9 protein-coding genes and 1 riboswitch are annotated in these 17,498 nt (G+C 29.1%); all 9 genes read left to right on the forward strand.

Annotated elements, in window-relative coordinates:
- Window positions 1-8: 8 nt before the first annotated feature.
- The 9 genes from LQE93_RS09070 to LQE93_RS09110 all read left to right on the forward strand — a co-directional run bounded on the left by LQE93_RS09070 (window position 9) and on the right by LQE93_RS09110 (window position 17,355).
- Window positions 9-2,132: a hypothetical protein gene (locus LQE93_RS09070; RefSeq protein ID WP_231073096.1), complete on the forward strand. Its 2,124-nt coding sequence runs from the start codon at window positions 9-11 to the stop codon at window positions 2,130-2,132.
- A gap of 13 nt (window positions 2,133-2,145) precedes the next feature.
- Window positions 2,146-2,763, forward strand: coding sequence for a PilW family protein (locus tag LQE93_RS09075; RefSeq protein WP_231073098.1), 618 nt, complete (start codon window positions 2,146-2,148; stop codon window positions 2,761-2,763).
- 17 nt (window positions 2,764-2,780) lie between these two features.
- The gene (locus LQE93_RS09080; protein WP_231073099.1) at window positions 2,781-8,648 is read left to right on the forward strand and encodes a DUF5057 domain-containing protein; all 5,868 of its coding nucleotides are present in this window, start codon (window positions 2,781-2,783) and stop codon (window positions 8,646-8,648) included.
- A gap of 128 nt (window positions 8,649-8,776) precedes the next feature.
- A riboswitch (purine riboswitch) is annotated at window positions 8,777-8,874 on the forward strand.
- Window positions 8,875-8,975: 101 nt separating this feature from the next.
- Window positions 8,976-10,430: an IMP dehydrogenase gene (gene guaB / locus LQE93_RS09085; RefSeq protein WP_231073101.1), complete on the forward strand. Its 1,455-nt coding sequence runs from the start codon at window positions 8,976-8,978 to the stop codon at window positions 10,428-10,430.
- A 253-nt stretch (window positions 10,431-10,683) separates the two neighbouring features.
- Window positions 10,684-12,225 (forward strand): glutamine-hydrolyzing GMP synthase, encoded by a 1,542-nt coding sequence (gene guaA / locus LQE93_RS09090; protein ID WP_186838734.1) that lies wholly within the window; start codon window positions 10,684-10,686, stop codon window positions 12,223-12,225.
- 177 nt (window positions 12,226-12,402) lie between these two features.
- Complete coding sequence (locus tag LQE93_RS09095; protein WP_231073102.1) at window positions 12,403-13,062, forward strand: DUF6241 domain-containing protein; 660 nt, start codon at window positions 12,403-12,405, stop codon at window positions 13,060-13,062.
- Window positions 13,063-13,295: 233 nt separating this feature from the next.
- Window positions 13,296-14,648 carry a glucose-6-phosphate isomerase gene (locus LQE93_RS09100; RefSeq protein WP_231073104.1) on the forward strand — a complete coding sequence of 451 codons (1,353 nt, stop codon included), beginning with the start codon at window positions 13,296-13,298 and terminating at the stop codon, window positions 14,646-14,648.
- Window positions 14,649-14,756: 108 nt separating this feature from the next.
- Window positions 14,757-15,200 (forward strand): YaiI/YqxD family protein, encoded by a 444-nt coding sequence (locus tag LQE93_RS09105; protein WP_055266542.1) that lies wholly within the window; start codon window positions 14,757-14,759, stop codon window positions 15,198-15,200.
- A 154-nt stretch (window positions 15,201-15,354) separates the two neighbouring features.
- Window positions 15,355-17,355, forward strand: coding sequence for a triple tyrosine motif-containing protein (locus LQE93_RS09110; RefSeq protein ID WP_231073106.1), 2,001 nt, complete (start codon window positions 15,355-15,357; stop codon window positions 17,353-17,355).
- The last annotated feature ends 143 nt before the right edge of the window (window positions 17,356-17,498 follow it).

Consider the following 17,498-nt stretch of genomic DNA (forward strand, 5'->3'; position numbering starts at 1 on the left):
GGAGTTTGATGAGTAATAAGTTAAAGAAAAAAGGTTCTAGCTTAGTTGTTATAACTGTTGTTATGGCAATATTATTTACTACAAGTACAGCAATACTTACTTTAGTAACAAGTGATTATAAGATGAGAATTAATGAGAGTAGACGTATTGAGAATATGTATAAGGCAGATTCAGGGCTTGATGTTGTTTATAACGTTATAGTAAAAAATAGCGAAGCTGCAATATTGAAGGCTAGTAAAGAAGTAACTAAAAAGTATAAGGATTCTACTGAAGATATAAGTAGTTTGTATGAAAAAATGAACAAAGACTTTAAAGAAGAGTTTATTAAGTTTTTAGGTAAAAGCGCTGCTAATAAAGGAGAAAATAAAGATACAGATGCATTACTAGCGCAAGGTATAGTTAATAATAAATATATGATATTTAGTGAAGATACTGATAGTTTTGGTTGGAAAAATTATGAGAGAAGTGCTGATGTAACTGCTAATCCTGTAATAGAAATATTAGATTACGAGTATAGGGATACGTCAATAGAAGAAGGCAAAGGTGAGATAAGAATTAAAGTTAAATCTACCTTTGAAAGTTTAACTGGTGAATTTAAAAACACAAAAACAATATCTACAGAATTTGTTATAAAAACTCCAGATTATGAAGGAAGTTTAGTAGCATCTACTAATACGGAAAATATAGAAATTCAACCTGTATTTGACGGTAAAGCTATAACGGCAGATGGAAATATGAATGTAACTGGTAATGTAAGTATAAAAGGTGATATTTGGATTAAGGGTAATCAAGAAAATATAGAAAATCCTAATTATGTTTTTGATAAATATAGAGGGGGAGTAGTAGTAGATAACAGCACTTTAAATATAGACGGAAATATATATACTGCTAATACGCTACAATTAAAAAATAATACAAATGTTACTGTAACAAATGATATTTATGCCTTAAATACTTATGTAGGTAAAGATAACACAGATGCTACATCTTCAAATAACATTTTAAATGTAAATAAAAATTTAGTGGTAAATAATGATTTAGCTTTAAATGCAACTGAAAGTAGTATAAATATAGATACTAATTTTTATGGAATAAATGATAAAACTACAGTAGCAGATACTGCAGAAAAAGCAATGAAATCAAGTAGTATTATTGTAAATGAAATTGGACTTAAAGAAGATAATACACCTACATCTTCAATAACAGTTAATGGTGATTCGTATATTATGGGAGTTGCATATATAAATGCTACTGATAATGAGGGAAAAAAATATAAAACCGGTGAATCTGTAGCAGTTAAAGGCAATTACTTAGCTTATACAGATATATTAGCTGAATATGAAGATAATGTAACTATGAAATATTACAATCCTTTACAGTTAATTGAATCTATTGATGGAGATGATACTTTAAAAAAGAAAGCTGAATATATTAAAGAATATTATGCTGCTAATTCAAGTGAATTAAAAACAGGTGGAGTAAATCTAAAAGGAAATGTATCTTCGGTTGGAGCTTATATTGATAAAGCTGGCAAAGTGCAATATGACAATAATTGGAGCGGAGATGCTGTTATTGATGGAATAAGAAGCGAATTTGCTAGGAATGTATTTACAATGGGAAATACAAATGGAGTAGATTCTGATAAAGATAATAGCGAATTGTATTCTGCTGGGCAAGTTGTTAATACTGTAAGTAATCAAGTTGATTTTTCAAAAATTGTAGAAGGTATTACATTAAATGAAAAGTACGGACAAGTATATTTAGATAATACAGCTTCAGAAGTAACAATAATAGATAACAAGATAGGAAATAAAGAAATAAAACAAGGCGTTATTATAGTAAAAAATAATATTAATATTGAAGATGATTTTGATTTTAAAGGAATTATTATAGCTGGTGGAGATGTTGAATTTAAAAATACAGCTTCAAATACTGTAAAGATAGAATATGATGAAAATATAGTAAGAAAAGTAATAGCATCAAATTATGATGTATTAGAGAATATTTTTATAGGAAGCAAAATAAATGACGCTGAAGTTAATGTTGGAGAATTAATAAATGTAGAAACTACTACAAATGGATATGAGGTAGACTCATACTTATCAACAAAGAATTGGAAGATACTAAAGTAAAGAGGTGAATTATTTGAAGAAAAAATCAACAGGGTTTACGGTAATAGAATTAGTAATAACACTAGCTATTACCACAATGATTATAGGAGTAGCATATACTTTCTTTTTCACAAATAATAAAACCTTAAACACTACGGAGATAAATTCAGAACTTCAATATGAAGCAGAAAATATTGAAAAGTTATTATTAAACTTAGGAACTCAGGCTAAGAATATTGAAATTGTTGATAATATAGCTGCTAATGATCCACTTAATAAATATTCGTTGTTACCTATTAATAGTGTTGAAGAAAAGAACTATAAGAAGTCTATAAATAATATAGTTTTAAATTATGAAGATACAAGTAGGTTTGAATTAACATTAGAAAGTAATGGAACATTAAAGGCTAGTTTTAATGATGAAAGTGGTACAAGTGATATAGCAGAAACGATTCTATCAACTAATGTTATAGATATAAAAATAAGACCTTTAGATGTGAGAATGATTGTTAATGAAGGGATTATTAAGATGGAAAGTACACTATTAAGTGATTCACCTGGACTTGAATTTAACATAACTTTAGCTAAGAAAAAGGGCTATTCAGATGTTAAATATGAAAGCACTGTTTTGGTGAAATTTAGAAATAATTAATAAGGGGAGGGAAGAGAATGTTTAATAAATTTAAAATAAATAAGAATAAAATTATTAGCTTTTTATTGATTTTTCTTTTAATTGTAGGGTGGATGTCTGGGGACATTGTTAAGGCTGATGATACTGTTAATGAAGTAGAAGAACATCAACATATAAATGAAAATAATCATGATGAAGAGCTTGAATTATATGCTTCTGAGACTATTAAGCCACAAATTGATATAAATTATTTAGGGACAACTCCCAGTAATCCAATGGAAGGACAAGATTTTAAGGTTAGATATCAAATAGTACCACATCCATTTCAACATAATTTATCAAAGCCGAAAGAAATAGTTATGGTTTTAGATGTATCTGGAAGTATGGCGGGAACTAAAATAAGTAATTTAAAGATAGCGGCTAAAAACTTTATAAATACAATGAGTGATACATTAGATGATAAAATTACACCAAAGATAAGTAATTTAAAAATTGGAATAATAACTTATAGTAAAAATGGTAAAAAGGAATATGATTTAGTTGAAGTAACAAATGAAAGTAGTGTTAATTCAAAAAATGTTGAGAATTTAATAAAAGAAATAGAAGGGTTAAAAGCAGATGGAGGAACTAATACTGGTGATGGATTAAGAAAAGGAGCTAATATGCTTTATGAGTCAAAATCCGATGCAAATAAAGCTATAATATTTATGGGGGATGGAGAGCCTACATATTATACATATGAAGGAACTACAAATCAAAGTTATTGGAAGTGTAATTGTACAGGAATTGAAAATAATGGATGTGGTAGAATTCAATGTACTAGTAGTAATCCATGTAAATATAGTCATGGATGGAATAAAAATTGTAAAGAAGTAACTGAAACAGTAAATAAGTATTATACAACATTGAATTATGATAATAAATCTGTAGGAGGAAAGGGTAGCAGTGATAATGATGGTATGTCACTTGGATATGCTACTACAATAGGTAATATAATAAAGGATAAAAAATATAATGTATTCACCATTGGTTATGGTTTGGGTGATGAAGATAGTGATGCAAATATTAAAATGAAAACTATCCATGAATCTATGGGAGGAATAACATTAGGAGAGAAAAGCACTTTTTTTGCTACTGATACAGGTGCTATAGATTCTGTATTTAGTAAAATTGCTGATACTTTAGAGAAAAGTTATTCGTTTTCAGATGCACAGTTAAATTTGAATTTATCAGATAGTATACAAGCTGTTGATGGATTTTCAGTAGATGATGGGAATGGAAATATAATAAAAGTAGATCCAATAAATTATGTTCTAGGTAAAGGTAATTGGTATACAGCAGATACTCAAATAATTGAATTTACTATAAGAGCCAATAAAGTAGGAGATTATAATTTATTTAAAGGTAATGATAAATTAACATATACAGATATATATGGGAATAAGAAAGAAATTCCAGTAGAAAATACTACAATATCTATAAAACCTTTTGAGGCTTCTGAAGCACAAAAGTTAGGTGTTGATTTTCATAAGGATTCAAATGGATATTTAATAGGTGATACTTTAAGAGCTAGTGTTACTTTAACTCATCCTGGTATGGATGGAATAATTTATAATAATGCAAAGTTCAATGCAATCAAAATACCAAACAACTTTAACCTTACTGGTGAAAATGGTGTAGAGTTGTATTTTGGAACTGTTGATAAAACAATTAGTAAGGAATATGAATTTGAAATTGGTGATGATGAAGAGGTAACTACTGATAATGAAAAGGTATATATATTAAGTGGAAATTATAGCTATATATTAAATCAAAACGGTGCTAATACATCAATAAATGGAGATAATAGTTTAGCTATTAATGTAAAAAGAGGTCAGATAAATGTTAAGGTGATAGATGAAGAAGGAAATGATATTACTAATTTATCTAATATAGTAATTAAAGATAAATTATCTAATGAAATAAATGGAGAACTAAATGAAGGTAGTATAGTATTCAATAATATTTCTAGTGGAAATCATGAGCTAGTAATTAAATCATTACCTGATGGATGTACACCTTTAGAAAGTGGGAATAATGCTAAGGTTGGAGTTAATTATACAAATAATGTAGTTAACTATATATTTAAAGTAACTGGGACTGTTGCTTCAAGTGAATTAGATATTCAAGCTAATCTAATAGGTAATACACCTAGTTATCCGTATGTAGGTGATGAAATAACAATAACTTATGAAATTGATCCAAAAGAATTTGTTAAATCACAATCAGGTAATATTAATTTTAATAATGCTAAATTATTATTTAATCTAGGTGATAAGTTCACAGCTGTTGAAGATGGTGGATTAGTTAAAGATAGTGATGGAAAATATAGCTTAGATTTTAGAGATAAAATTAAATATACTTATGACAGTGTAAATGATAAATATATTGCTGATAAGTTTACAGTTTCATTTAAGGTAATAGCAAATACTCATGGAAATGACTTAACTTTTAGGAGTGCTAATATAGAATTTGAAAATATACTATCATCTAATAATGAGAGTATTATCAATGATATATCTATGCCAACTATAACAGTTATTAAAAATGAAGTTATACCTGAATATAATGGACCTGATATAAGAATATTAGAAATAGAACCAGCAGATAGTTTTAAATTAACAAGGAAATCAGGAGCTGTTGGAACTGGAACAGAAGAAGTATTAATTAACCAGTTTGACAATGAATATAAAGTAGAAATAACTCACATGACTATGGCAGAGTTCATCGGTAAAGTAGATGACTTAAATGGTAAATACGATGTAATAGTAGTGGGGAGATATGTAGATAATTCATTTAGTGTTTCTAATTACGGTGAGAACATTTTATGGTTTAAGGATTATGTAGCTTTAGAAAATGATATAACTGATAAAAAGGCAAGTGAGATTGAAGAATTTATTAACTCTGGCCAACTTGTATATATAGATGAAGCTATAAATGATCTAACTAATTCAGAGGGCTTTAAAATATATAATTATACAGTTAATGAAGATGGTAAGTGGAATCAACAAAAGGTTAACTTGGTAAAAGATATGAGAGTTAGCACAAATGATAATAGTAAAAGAATAACTATAGACAATATAGTTGAGAAATATGTAAATTATATTAATTCAAATATTAGTGTAAAAAGACCTATAACAATATCTTCAAGTCCTGTTGGTGATACACATGAGGATATTTTAGGTGCAGTTTATAAAAGAAATATGAGATTTGATATTAAATCATCAGTGATGGATGAGGATGTAAAAATTAATTTATATTTAGATATTAATGGAGATGGACTATTTAAGGAAGAAGAGATTGTAAAACAAGTTAATAATGTAAGAATTCCAGAAGAGGGATATAGGTTAGAGTATAACTTTTATAATGATTATCCTCAATTTATAGGATATGTAGATTGGAGAATAGAAGTAGTAAAAGAAATTAGTGAAAATTACTATGAACCTATTAAATCTTACTTTGATGGAAATATATTATTTAGAAGATTAACAGAAGAAAAGCAAGTTATTAATGTATTGCAGATTTCACCATTCGGAAGAGGAAACCTGAATAGTGGAGCAAATTCATCAGCTAGTTCTAGGGGAGGGAATCTTAATTTAGCTACTAATGCAGCTTTTCAGGCTCTTTTAAAGCAAAAAGAGGTTCAAGATTATGAAATCATAGTCGAAGTAATAAGTTATGAGGATTTCTATCAAGGAAACTATGCAGGACCTGGTAAAGATTCTTTAAATGGTAGCAAATATGACATGGTAATAATGGGCTTTGCAGATGCTTTTATAGAAAATATAAGCATGAAAGGAATAGAAGAAATTAAAGAATTTATTTCAACAGGTCAAGGACTTATGTTAACACATGATACAATATGGTATAAGACTTGGCAGTATGGTGCTAATATTAGAAAAGCAAATGAATTGGTTAAAACTTTTAGAGATTATATAGGGCAGTCTAGATATATAGACCCTTTAAACCCAGAAGAAAAAGATTTAGATGGTACGAAAATAGAACATGATTCATACGTTCCAACCACTAATAATACAACGGAATCATATGCAAATGAAGCAGGTGCAACTTTAGCTGAAATGACTAATTTAACTGGTGGAATTAATGGCTCTCAAGGGGTTAATTTAACAAATAGTATAGAAGTGTATAAGACAAATGAAACACTTCTAACTAATTATCCATTTAGTCTAGGTGAAACAATAAGAGTTAGAAGAACTCATGGACAATACTTACAACTTAACTTTGAAGATGATGATGTTGTTCCGGTATTTAATTTAACAAATAATAATGGAGATATTTCAAGTCTTAGTAATGCATATAAAAATAGTATAGTAAATAAATATGATTCACGAAATTATTATTATACTTATTCTAGAGGGAATATTACTTTTTCTGGAACAGGTGAAAATCAAAGAGAAGCTATAGAATACCCAGATTCAGAGTTAAGGCTATTTGTTAATACAATAGTAAAAGCTGAAAGAGGTGCTAATCATAAACCTAGTATAACTGCATTAGAAAATATAACAGAGATATCGCCTAATGTTGATTTGAATTTTAATATTGTGGTAAAAGATATTGATGGCGATTTAGTTAAAGTAACAAATGTTAAGCTAAATGGTGAAAGTATAAATTCAGGTAATAATATTCCAAGTGAATTTAAAACACAGGGATCATCTTTTCCTATAACTATTTCTAAAAATAAGTTTGGATCTATAGATGAAGAAATGATTATTACAATTGAAGCTGAGGATAAGAGAGGAGCTAAAACAACTAAGGATTATGTAGTAATACCTACATTAGATCCTCTATTAGTAGCAAGTGAACAAAATATAGAAACATTAGTAGGTGAAAGTGTTCAAGTTAAGATAGAATTAGATAAGCAAAATGAAGATGGTAATAGCTATATATCTAATATAAATGCTGAAGAAAGTTATAACTCTGATTATATTTCTATTAATAATATAAATATAATAAATGAAGATAATAAGACTTACTTAGTAGGAGATTTAGTTGCTAAAAATGTTTTAGCAGGGCATGAAATTAATATTGCTATAAGCTATACAAGTAAAGCTAATACTAAAACAACTACTGCTAAAATTATAGTTAATAGTAAACAAGGTGAAGTAACTGTTATAGTAACTGGAGTAAATGGAGAAAATTTAGCGATAAATACTGAAGTTATATTAGAAAATACTAATGGTGAGCAAATCAAAGGAAGAGTATCAGAAAGTGATGGACAAGTGAGGTTTAACTCAGTTAAAAGTGGTAGTTACAGTGTAAGTATTGGTGAAAGCGAGGGGTATACAATATCAGAAGTATTGCCAACAAATAAATTTACATTAAACTATGAAAAAAATTCACAAATTGTCTATGCTAAGTTAGTTCCAAAGATAGCAGATATGACTCACGGTTTATATGAAGGTGTTTCTGGGAATTCAATTTTAATAAATGAAAATATTAATGGTTTTGAAATGGCTGCTGAAGCTAATATTAATTTTGGTTCTACTTTTAAATTAAGTGGAAATGGTGTTGAAATTAGATTAAAGGTAGCTAATGAATTACTAGATACTGATTCAAAAAATAATATAAAGGTATATAAAGTAGTTGAAGGTTCTGGTGAAGCTAAATTACAGGAGATAGATAAGAATAAAATAAGTGTAATGTATGAAGCTGTTGGATATAAAATTAGAATAAATGAAAATATTCAAAGTGATACTCAAATTTTAATAAGATATACAGGAAAGATACCTAAAGAAAGTAGTATTTTTGAAAGACAATATACTAATAACATTACGATTAATGGAGAAAGTAAGGATGTTAAAGTATATACTACTAAAAAGAGTATAACTCTACCAGACCTATTCTAACTAAAAATTAACATATTAAACGCAAGCAGTATAAACATTGAAATTTTGATGTAAATATTGCTTGCTTTTTATATGAAACAAATATTGACAAGATAATACCTATAAACTATAATAGTAACAATAACAAAATACGAACAATAAAGACTGCTTATATATCCCCCTAATATGGAGGGGAGTATCTACCGGAAGCCGTAAATTTCCGACTATAAGTGAAGTTTGATATAGCTTGTTTTTGCAAGGATTTCTTAGCATAGGCATATTATCTTCACTTAATGAAGATAATATGTCTGTTTTTTTATAATTAAATGTTTAAGGGGATGAAGGATTATGGCAAAAATACTAAAAACAGCTTATACATTCGATGATGTATTATTAGTACCAAACAAATCAGAAGTGTTACCTAATCAAGTTAGTTTAAAAACTAAGTTAACAAAAACTATTACTCTTAATATTCCTTTAATGAGTGCGAGTATGGATACAGTTACTGAATCTAAGATGGCGATTGCTATGGCAAGAGAAGGCGGAATCGGAATTATACATAAAAACATGCCAATTGAAGAGCAAGCTAGAGAAGTTGATAGAGTTAAGAGACAAGAAAATGGTGTAATAACTGACCCTATTTTCTTAAATGAAAATCATACAGTAAGAGAAGCTTTAGATTTAATGGCTAGATATAGAATATCTGGGGTTCCTGTTACAAGAGGAACTCAATTAGTTGGAATAATAACTAACAGAGACATAGTATTTGAAACGAATTATGATAGATTAGTTTCAGAAGTTATGACTAAGAGTCCATTAGTTACTGCTCCAGAAGGAACAACGTTAGATCAAGCTTTAGAGATATTAAAGATTCATAAAATTGAAAAATTACCTTTAGTTGATAATGAAAATAACTTAAAGGGACTTATAACAATTAAAGATATAGAAAAGGTTAGGGCGTTTCCAAATGCAGCAAAGGATTCAAGAGGTAGACTTCTTTGTGGAGCATCTGTTGGGATAACAGCTGATATGATGGATAGAGTTGATGCTTTAGTTAAAGCTCAGGTAGACGTAATTACTTTAGATACAGCTCACGGTCATTCAAAAGGTGTTATTGAAGGTGTTAAGAAGATAAAAGCTAAATACCCTGAACTTCAAATAATAGCTGGTAACATAGCTACAGCAGAAGCTACAAAAGATTTAATAGAAGCTGGTGCTGACTGTGTTAAGGTTGGTATAGGGCCTGGGTCAATATGTACTACAAGAATAGTTGCAGGTGTTGGTGTACCTCAATTAACTGCAGTTATGGATTGTGTTGAAGAAGCTGTTAAATATGGTATACCAGTAATAGCTGACGGGGGATTAAAATATTCAGGAGATATAGTTAAGGCATTAGCTGCTGGAGCATCTGTTTGTATGATGGGTTCAATGCTTGCAGGTTGTGAAGAATCTCCAGGTGAAACAGAAATATATCAAGGAAGACAATATAAAGTTTACAGAGGAATGGGTTCTCTAGGGGCTATGGAGAAAGGTTCATCTGATAGATATTTCCAAAATGGAACTAAGAAGTTTGTTCCAGAAGGAATTGAAGGAAGAGTTGCTTACAAAGGATATGTAGCAGATACATTATATCAATTAATGGGTGGAATAAGATCAGGGATGGGTTACCTTGGAGCACATACATTAGTTGACTTATATGAAAATGCAACTTTTGTTATCCAAACTTCTTCAGGAATAAGAGAAAGTCATCCACATGATGTAAAGATAACTAAAGAAGCACCAAACTACAGTGTAAGTGAATAGTTTGACTATTTAATAGTTTCTAATTAATTATTAAAATAGAGTTTTAGAGATAATTTATATTTAAAATTAATAGATTTGAAATTGGGGAGAAAAGATATATAGGCTTATATACAAACAAAGTTTTTATATTTTTTCTCTTGTTACGTTATATATGCGAATTATTTTTAAAAAAATAAAGTAATCGTTCATATTTATGTTGAAAAATGTACAATTTTACGAGATAATAAAGAAAAATACATTAGGGGGATTCTTAATGAATAAAGAATTAGTATTAGTACTTGACTTTGGTGGTCAATATAATCAATTAATAGCAAGAAGAGTAAGAGAATGTAACGTTTATTGTGAAGTTCATCCATATAATTTAAGCATTGAAAAAATAAGAGAAATGAATCCAAAGGGAATAATATTCACTGGTGGACCTAACAGTGTTTATGGAGAAGATTCTCCATTATGTGATAAAGCTATATTTGAATTAGGAATACCTGTACTTGGTATCTGCTACGGTTCACAACTTATGGCTCATGTTTTAGGAGGAAGTGTTGCAACTGCTCCTGTAAGTGAATATGGTAAGACAGAAGTTGCTGTAAATAATAAATCTAAATTATTTGATGGAGTACAATCTTCAACTATATGTTGGATGAGTCATACTGACTACATAGAAAGAGCTCCAGAAAACTTTAATATAATAGGACACACTCCAGTATGTCCAGTAGCTGCTATGGAATGTGAAGAAAAGAACCTTTATGCAGTTCAATTCCATCCAGAAGTTATGCATACTCAAGAAGGTACTAAGATGTTAACTAACTTTGTTAAGAATATCTGTAACTGTTCTGGAGATTGGACAATGGATTCTTTCGTTGAAAAGACAATCCAAGAAGTTAGAGAAAAAGTTGGAGATGGTAAAGTATTATGTGCATTATCAGGTGGAGTTGACTCATCTGTAGCTGCAGTACTTTTATCAAAAGCTGTAGGTAAGCAATTAACTTGTGTATTTGTTGATCACGGTCTACTTAGAAAAAATGAAGGTGATGAAGTAGAAGCTATATTTGGACCAGAAGGTCAATATGACTTAAACTTCATAAGAGTAAATGCTCAAGAAAGATTTTATGAAGCTCTTGCTGGAGTAGAAGATCCAGAAACTAAGAGAAAAATTATTGGTGAAGAATTCATTAGAGTATTTGAAGAAGAAGCTAAGAAGATTGGTACAGTTGATTTCCTTGTTCAAGGTACAATTTATCCAGATATAATTGAAAGTGGACTTGGAGAATCAGCAGTTATTAAGTCTCACCATAATGTTGGAGGACTTCCTGACCACGTTGATTTTAAAGAAATAATAGAGCCACTAAGATTATTATTTAAGGATGAAGTTAGAAAAGCGGGACTTGAACTAAACATTCCAGAACACTTAGTATTCAGACAACCATTTCCAGGACCAGGACTTGGAATAAGAATAATAGGTGAAGTAACAGCTGAAAAAGTTAGAATAGTTCAAGATGCTGACTATATCTATAGAGAAGAAATAGTTAAAGCAGGAATTGATAAGGAAATAGGACAATACTTTGCTGCATTAACTAATATGAGATCAGTAGGGGTTATGGGAGATGAAAGAACTTATGATTATGCTATAGCTTTAAGAGCTGTAACTACTAGTGATTTCATGACTGCAGAATCAGCAGATCTTCCGTGGGAAGTACTTGGAAAGGTAACAACTAGAATAGTAAATGAAGTTAAAGGTGTTAACAGAGTAATGTACGATTGTACAGGAAAACCACCAGCAACTATTGAATTTGAATAATATACATAAAATATAAATTTTAAATCAAACAAAAGAGAACCATTGAAATAATTTCAGGGGTTCTCTTTATTTTTAAATGTAGTATTTTGTTGTAAAAGGTATTATGGTAATAATTGACATGACATATCATGTGCTTTATAGTATAAATGTGGGAAAAATTAGGTATGGGGTGAGAAAATGGATAAAGATAATAAAGTAATAGATGGAAATAATAATGATGTAGTAGATTCAGTAGAAGAAATCTCACAAAAAGGTATTAGTGATGCTCAGAATGTTAACAGTAGTGATGATTGGAAGGTTGTTCAAAAATCTGAACACAAAGGCTCAAATGTATTAAAAGCAATTGGTATTGTTATAGCTATAGTTGTTATTTTAGGTGGAATGGCTTGGAGTGGAATGAAGTTTTATGATTTATCTCAAGCACCGACATATAACAAACCGGAAGGTGAACCTAATCAAGTTGTAGGAAATAATAAAGAAGATTCTGAAGAAGAACCTTCGCAAGATGAGAATCACACAATTACTGTTGATGAGCAGAGAATGATAGAAATAAATGAATATGTTCATCATATGGCAAATACTATAATATTAGCTATTGATGGTAAAATAAATGGGACAAAGAAAATTACTATGGAAACTATAGATGAAGCTTTGAGTATGGTAGAAGAAGTTGATTGGTATTTGTATAAAGAAATAAGCAAATGGAAAGAAGGAGACTTCAGTAATGGTGTAGAAGTACATAACTATGTATGGAAAAACCTTGATGGAGAAATTGGAAAAGCAAGTAAATTAGATGAGGCTGCTATAGAAGCTGTAAAAACTAATTTAGGATTATAAGATATAGTGTTAATGAAGAGTTGTTTATTATGAACAGCTCTTTTTTGTTGGATTAATAACTTAATTCTTTTTTACATATAATATATTTAGTAAATAGAGTAAATAGAATTTATAAAATGTAAATCTTTATTTGTATTTATTAGGTAATAAAATATTAGAAAAAAATATTAGGTTTTAATAATTTATGATATAATTAAAATGGTAATTATTCCAGAAAATTTGGAGGTAAAAGAATGAATAAAGGTTTAAGCTTAGATTTATCAAAAGTTCAACCATATGCTAATCTTTCAGAATTAGATATGATGGAAGGTATGGTTAAATATGCTCATGATACAGTTCATGAAAAAACAGGAGCAGGTAACGACTTCTTAGGATGGTTAGACCTACCTGTAAATTATGATAAAGATGAATTTGAAAGAATTAAAGTTGCTGCTGAAAAGATAAAATCAAATTCAGATGTTTTAATAGTTATCGGTATCGGTGGATCATACTTAGGAGCTAGAGCTGCTATAGAAATGTTAACTAACAACTTCTATAACATGTTATCAAGCGATAAGAGAAAGACTCCAAAGGTATTTTTCGTTGGAAATAACATAAGTTCAACATATATAACTGATTTATTTGAAGCAATCGAAGGATTAGATGTTTCAGTTAACGTTATATCTAAATCAGGTACTACAACTGAACCTGCAATAGCTTTCAGAATGTTCAAAGACTTCATGGAAAAGAAATATGGAGTTGATGGAGCTAAAGAAAGAATATTTGCTACAACTGATAAAGCTAGAGGAGCTTTAAAAGGATTAGCAGATACTATGGGTTACGAAACTTTCGTTGTTCCAGATGACGTAGGTGGAAGATTCTCAGTTTTAACAGCAGTTGGTTTATTACCAATAGCCGTTGCTGGAATTAACATAGATGAAATGATGCAAGGGGCTGCAGATGCTAGAGAAGTATACTCAAACCCATCATTAAAAGAAAACGAATGCTACCAATATGCTGCAATGAGAAATGCTTTATATAATAAAGGTAAGAAAGTTGAAGTTATGGTTAACTATGAACCATGCTTACACTACTTTAACGAATGGTGGAAGCAATTATACGGAGAATCAGAAGGTAAAGACCAAAAGGGTATATTCCCAGCTGCAGTAGATTTCTCAACAGATTTACACTCAATGGGACAATTTATCCAAGATGGTACAAGAATAATGTTTGAAACAGTTCTTAATGTAGAGAAAGCTAACAAAGAAATAGTTATAGAAGAAGCAGAAGGAAACGTTGATGGATTAAACTTCTTAGCTGGAAAAACTGTTGATTTCGTTAACAAGCAAGCTTTCAATGGAACATTATTAGCTCACTGTGATGGTGGAGTTCCAAACATGATACTAAACATTCCGGAATTAAGTCCATACTACTTTGGACAAATGGTTTACTTCTTTGAAAAAGCATGCGCTATAAGCGGATATTTACTAGGAGTTAACCCATTCGATCAACCAGGTGTTGAAGCATACAAGAAAAACATGTTTGCTTTACTTGGTAAGCCAGGATACGAAGAATTAAAAGCAGAATTAGAAGCTAGATTAAAATAGTAATCTAAATTCTATTAACAATTAATATAGAAAAATTATAATATTACCCCAGTAGTTTGTGGATAATTATAAACTACTGGGGTTAATTGAAATAAAAGAGGAAAGTTTATGAGGATTATAGTTGATGGAGATGCATGTCCTGGAATTTCAATAATTGAAAGGTGTGCAAAAGATTATAACTTAGAACTAATTGTATATTGTGATATACATCATTATATAGTTTTGGATTATGGTGATGTGAAAATTGTGGATAGTGGATTTCAAAGTGTAGATATGAAGGTATCTAATGAGTGTATGGAAAATGATATTGTAGTTTCTCAAGATTATGGAGTAGCGGCAATATGTCTTGGAAAAAAAGCTCATGTCATAAATCCAAGAGGGACTATTTATACTAATGAGAATATTAGCGGTATGTTAGAGCAAAGACATATCTCGCAAAAAATTAGAAAAGCTGGTGGAAGAACACCTAATGCTAGAAAAAGAACATCAGAAGATGATGAAAGATTGAAGAAAAACTTATTATTTTTAATAAAAAGTAATTTGAAGGAATAATCTGTAGAAATATATCTAAAGGTTATTTCTTTTTTTTATCGCTGATAGACAAATTTCAATTTTTATTGCGACGGATAAGGAGTATAATTAAAAATAGGAAATTATGTTAATTGATGTAAAATAAAATGATGAAATTTGGTGGGGTGAGAAATTTATGAAGGAGTTACTATTAGATTTTGATAATAAAGGGCCTATTTATGTAAATAATGATATAAATATTGAGGCTAATTTAAATATAAAAGATGATATAGAGTATAAATTTATCGAAGGATACAATAAAGTATGGACTCCAATACAAGACTTTTCAGAAAAAAAGATATGTAAATGGACTCCTAAAAATTCTGGAAAGCATATGATTCTTGTCCAAGGAAAGGTTAAAGGATCAACAAAGCCGTATGATTATAGTGCAAGGTTGGAATTCGATATTATTGAAGATAGTAAGTTAATAGAAAATGTAGATATAGATAAAAACAAAGTAACTGTTGGAGACAAAGTTTTAATAAATGTTAAAGGAAGAGAAGAATTACTTTTATATAGATTTTGGCTGAAAAATAAAGATGAGTGGGAAATTTTAAATGATTATTCAACAGATAATAAGTATGTATTTACTGCAACTGAACCTGGTAATAAAGAAATATTAGTTGAATGTAAAAAGGTTGATTCAACTAATAATGTAGATGATTATATAAGATTAAAAATAGATGTTAAGGGATTAGAAGTTATAGAAATAACAGATTTTAAGTTGTTATCTCATAAGATGATAGTAAATGAAGAACTTATATTTAAAGTTGAAACTAATCATGAGGAAAATAGACCTTTGCTTTATAAATTTGTAAAGATTAATAAAGAAGGAAAATATACTTGTGTTCAAGATTTTTCATCTAAATCAATAGTGTCATTTAAAGAAGAAGTTGAAGGTGAGTATAAACTATTATGCTATGTAAGAGATATTTTCTCTAATAAGGAGTATGATGATAGAGCGCTTATAGTATATGATGTAATGCCATATGAAAAAATAAAGATAAGAAATTTTAAGGCTGATATAGAGTCACCTCAGGTTACAGGAACAAGAATCAATTTAGAGGCATTAGTAGATGGTGGTAGGGAATTAGTATACAGATATATTATTGAAGGACCTGTTTCAGAAGATAGTGGTTATATAAGAAGTAATAGATATTTGTGGGAACCATCAGAAGAAGGAAAATATAATATTACTTTAAAAGTGAAAGATATTTCTTTTAAAGGTGATTATGAAAGCATAAATTCTATTGGATATCAAGTAGATAAAAAAGGAGATAGACCAGTACGTATAGTTGAAGTTAAGTGTGATAAAGGAAGAGCAGCGCTTGTTAATCAACCATTTAATATAAATGTTAAATGTGAAGGTGGATGCAAGGCTCTTTATAAATTTATAGTATATAAAGATGGAATCCAAAAAGAAGAAATGGATTATATTAAAAATAATTGGATTAATTTCGTTCCAAAAGAAAAGGGAGAATATGAAGTAGAAGTTAGGGTAAAAGATTTATATTCTATTAAAGATTTTGATTCTTCTACATCTATATATATAAAGTGTAATGATTATATTCCAGCTAATATTGATTATGTATTAACTAATAATAAAGAAATATATTTAGTTAATGATACTATAGAAATGGAGGCTATAATACAGAACACAACAGATACCGTAGTAAGGTTTGTAACTAAGATTAATGGACAAGATGTCGAAGATACAGGATATGTTGAAAATAAAGCTATTAGAGTAAAACCAAAGTGTCCAGGTAAGTATGCCTTTAGTATTTATGCTAAAAATATTAAATCTACTGAAGAATATGATTCTAAAAGAGAAGTAATAATTTATGTTAAAGATGTAATGCCTGTAAATTCCACAAAGGTTGTAGCTAACAAAAAAGAAATTAAGGTTGGGGAAGAAGTTACATTTGAGGTAACTAGTAAAGGTGGAAAAAATGTGTGTTATGAATTTTACATGATGAAGGAAAATAATTGGGTTTTAGTTCAGGAATATAGTAAGAAGAATTACTATACATTTTTACCATTTTCAAAAGGGCAATATAGACTTTTAGTATTAAGTAAGAGTTTTTATAAGAAGGTAAACTATGAAGATTATGAGAGTATAACATTTAATATAGTATAAAAATGGGGCTGTATCAAAAAAAAATTGATATTTGCCGATAAAGAAAAGGAAGTTCGAATTTGAACTTCCTTTTTTGCGCATAGTAATAATATGAAAAACTTCACAAAAAATGTGATTCCTATGCAACAAATAGGATTTGCATT

This window comes from Clostridium sp. NSJ-145 (assembly GCF_021044725.1).
GTDB lineage: Bacteria > Bacillota > Clostridia > Clostridiales > Clostridiaceae > Clostridium > Clostridium disporicum_B.

Coding starts and splice junctions, on each gene's coding strand:
- LQE93_RS09110 (WP_231073106.1), top strand. CDS start 15,355: ATGAAGGAGTTACTATTAGATTTTGATAATAAAGGGCCTATTTATGTA.
- guaA (WP_186838734.1), top strand. CDS start 10,684: ATGAATAAAGAATTAGTATTAGTACTTGACTTTGGTGGTCAATATAAT.
- LQE93_RS09105 (WP_055266542.1), top strand. CDS start 14,757: ATGAGGATTATAGTTGATGGAGATGCATGTCCTGGAATTTCAATAATT.
- LQE93_RS09080 (WP_231073099.1), top strand. CDS start 2,781: ATGTTTAATAAATTTAAAATAAATAAGAATAAAATTATTAGCTTTTTA.
- LQE93_RS09070 (WP_231073096.1), top strand. CDS start 9: ATGAGTAATAAGTTAAAGAAAAAAGGTTCTAGCTTAGTTGTTATAACT.
- guaB (WP_231073101.1), top strand. CDS start 8,976: ATGGCAAAAATACTAAAAACAGCTTATACATTCGATGATGTATTATTA.
- LQE93_RS09100 (WP_231073104.1), top strand. CDS start 13,296: ATGAATAAAGGTTTAAGCTTAGATTTATCAAAAGTTCAACCATATGCT.
- LQE93_RS09095 (WP_231073102.1), top strand. CDS start 12,403: ATGGATAAAGATAATAAAGTAATAGATGGAAATAATAATGATGTAGTA.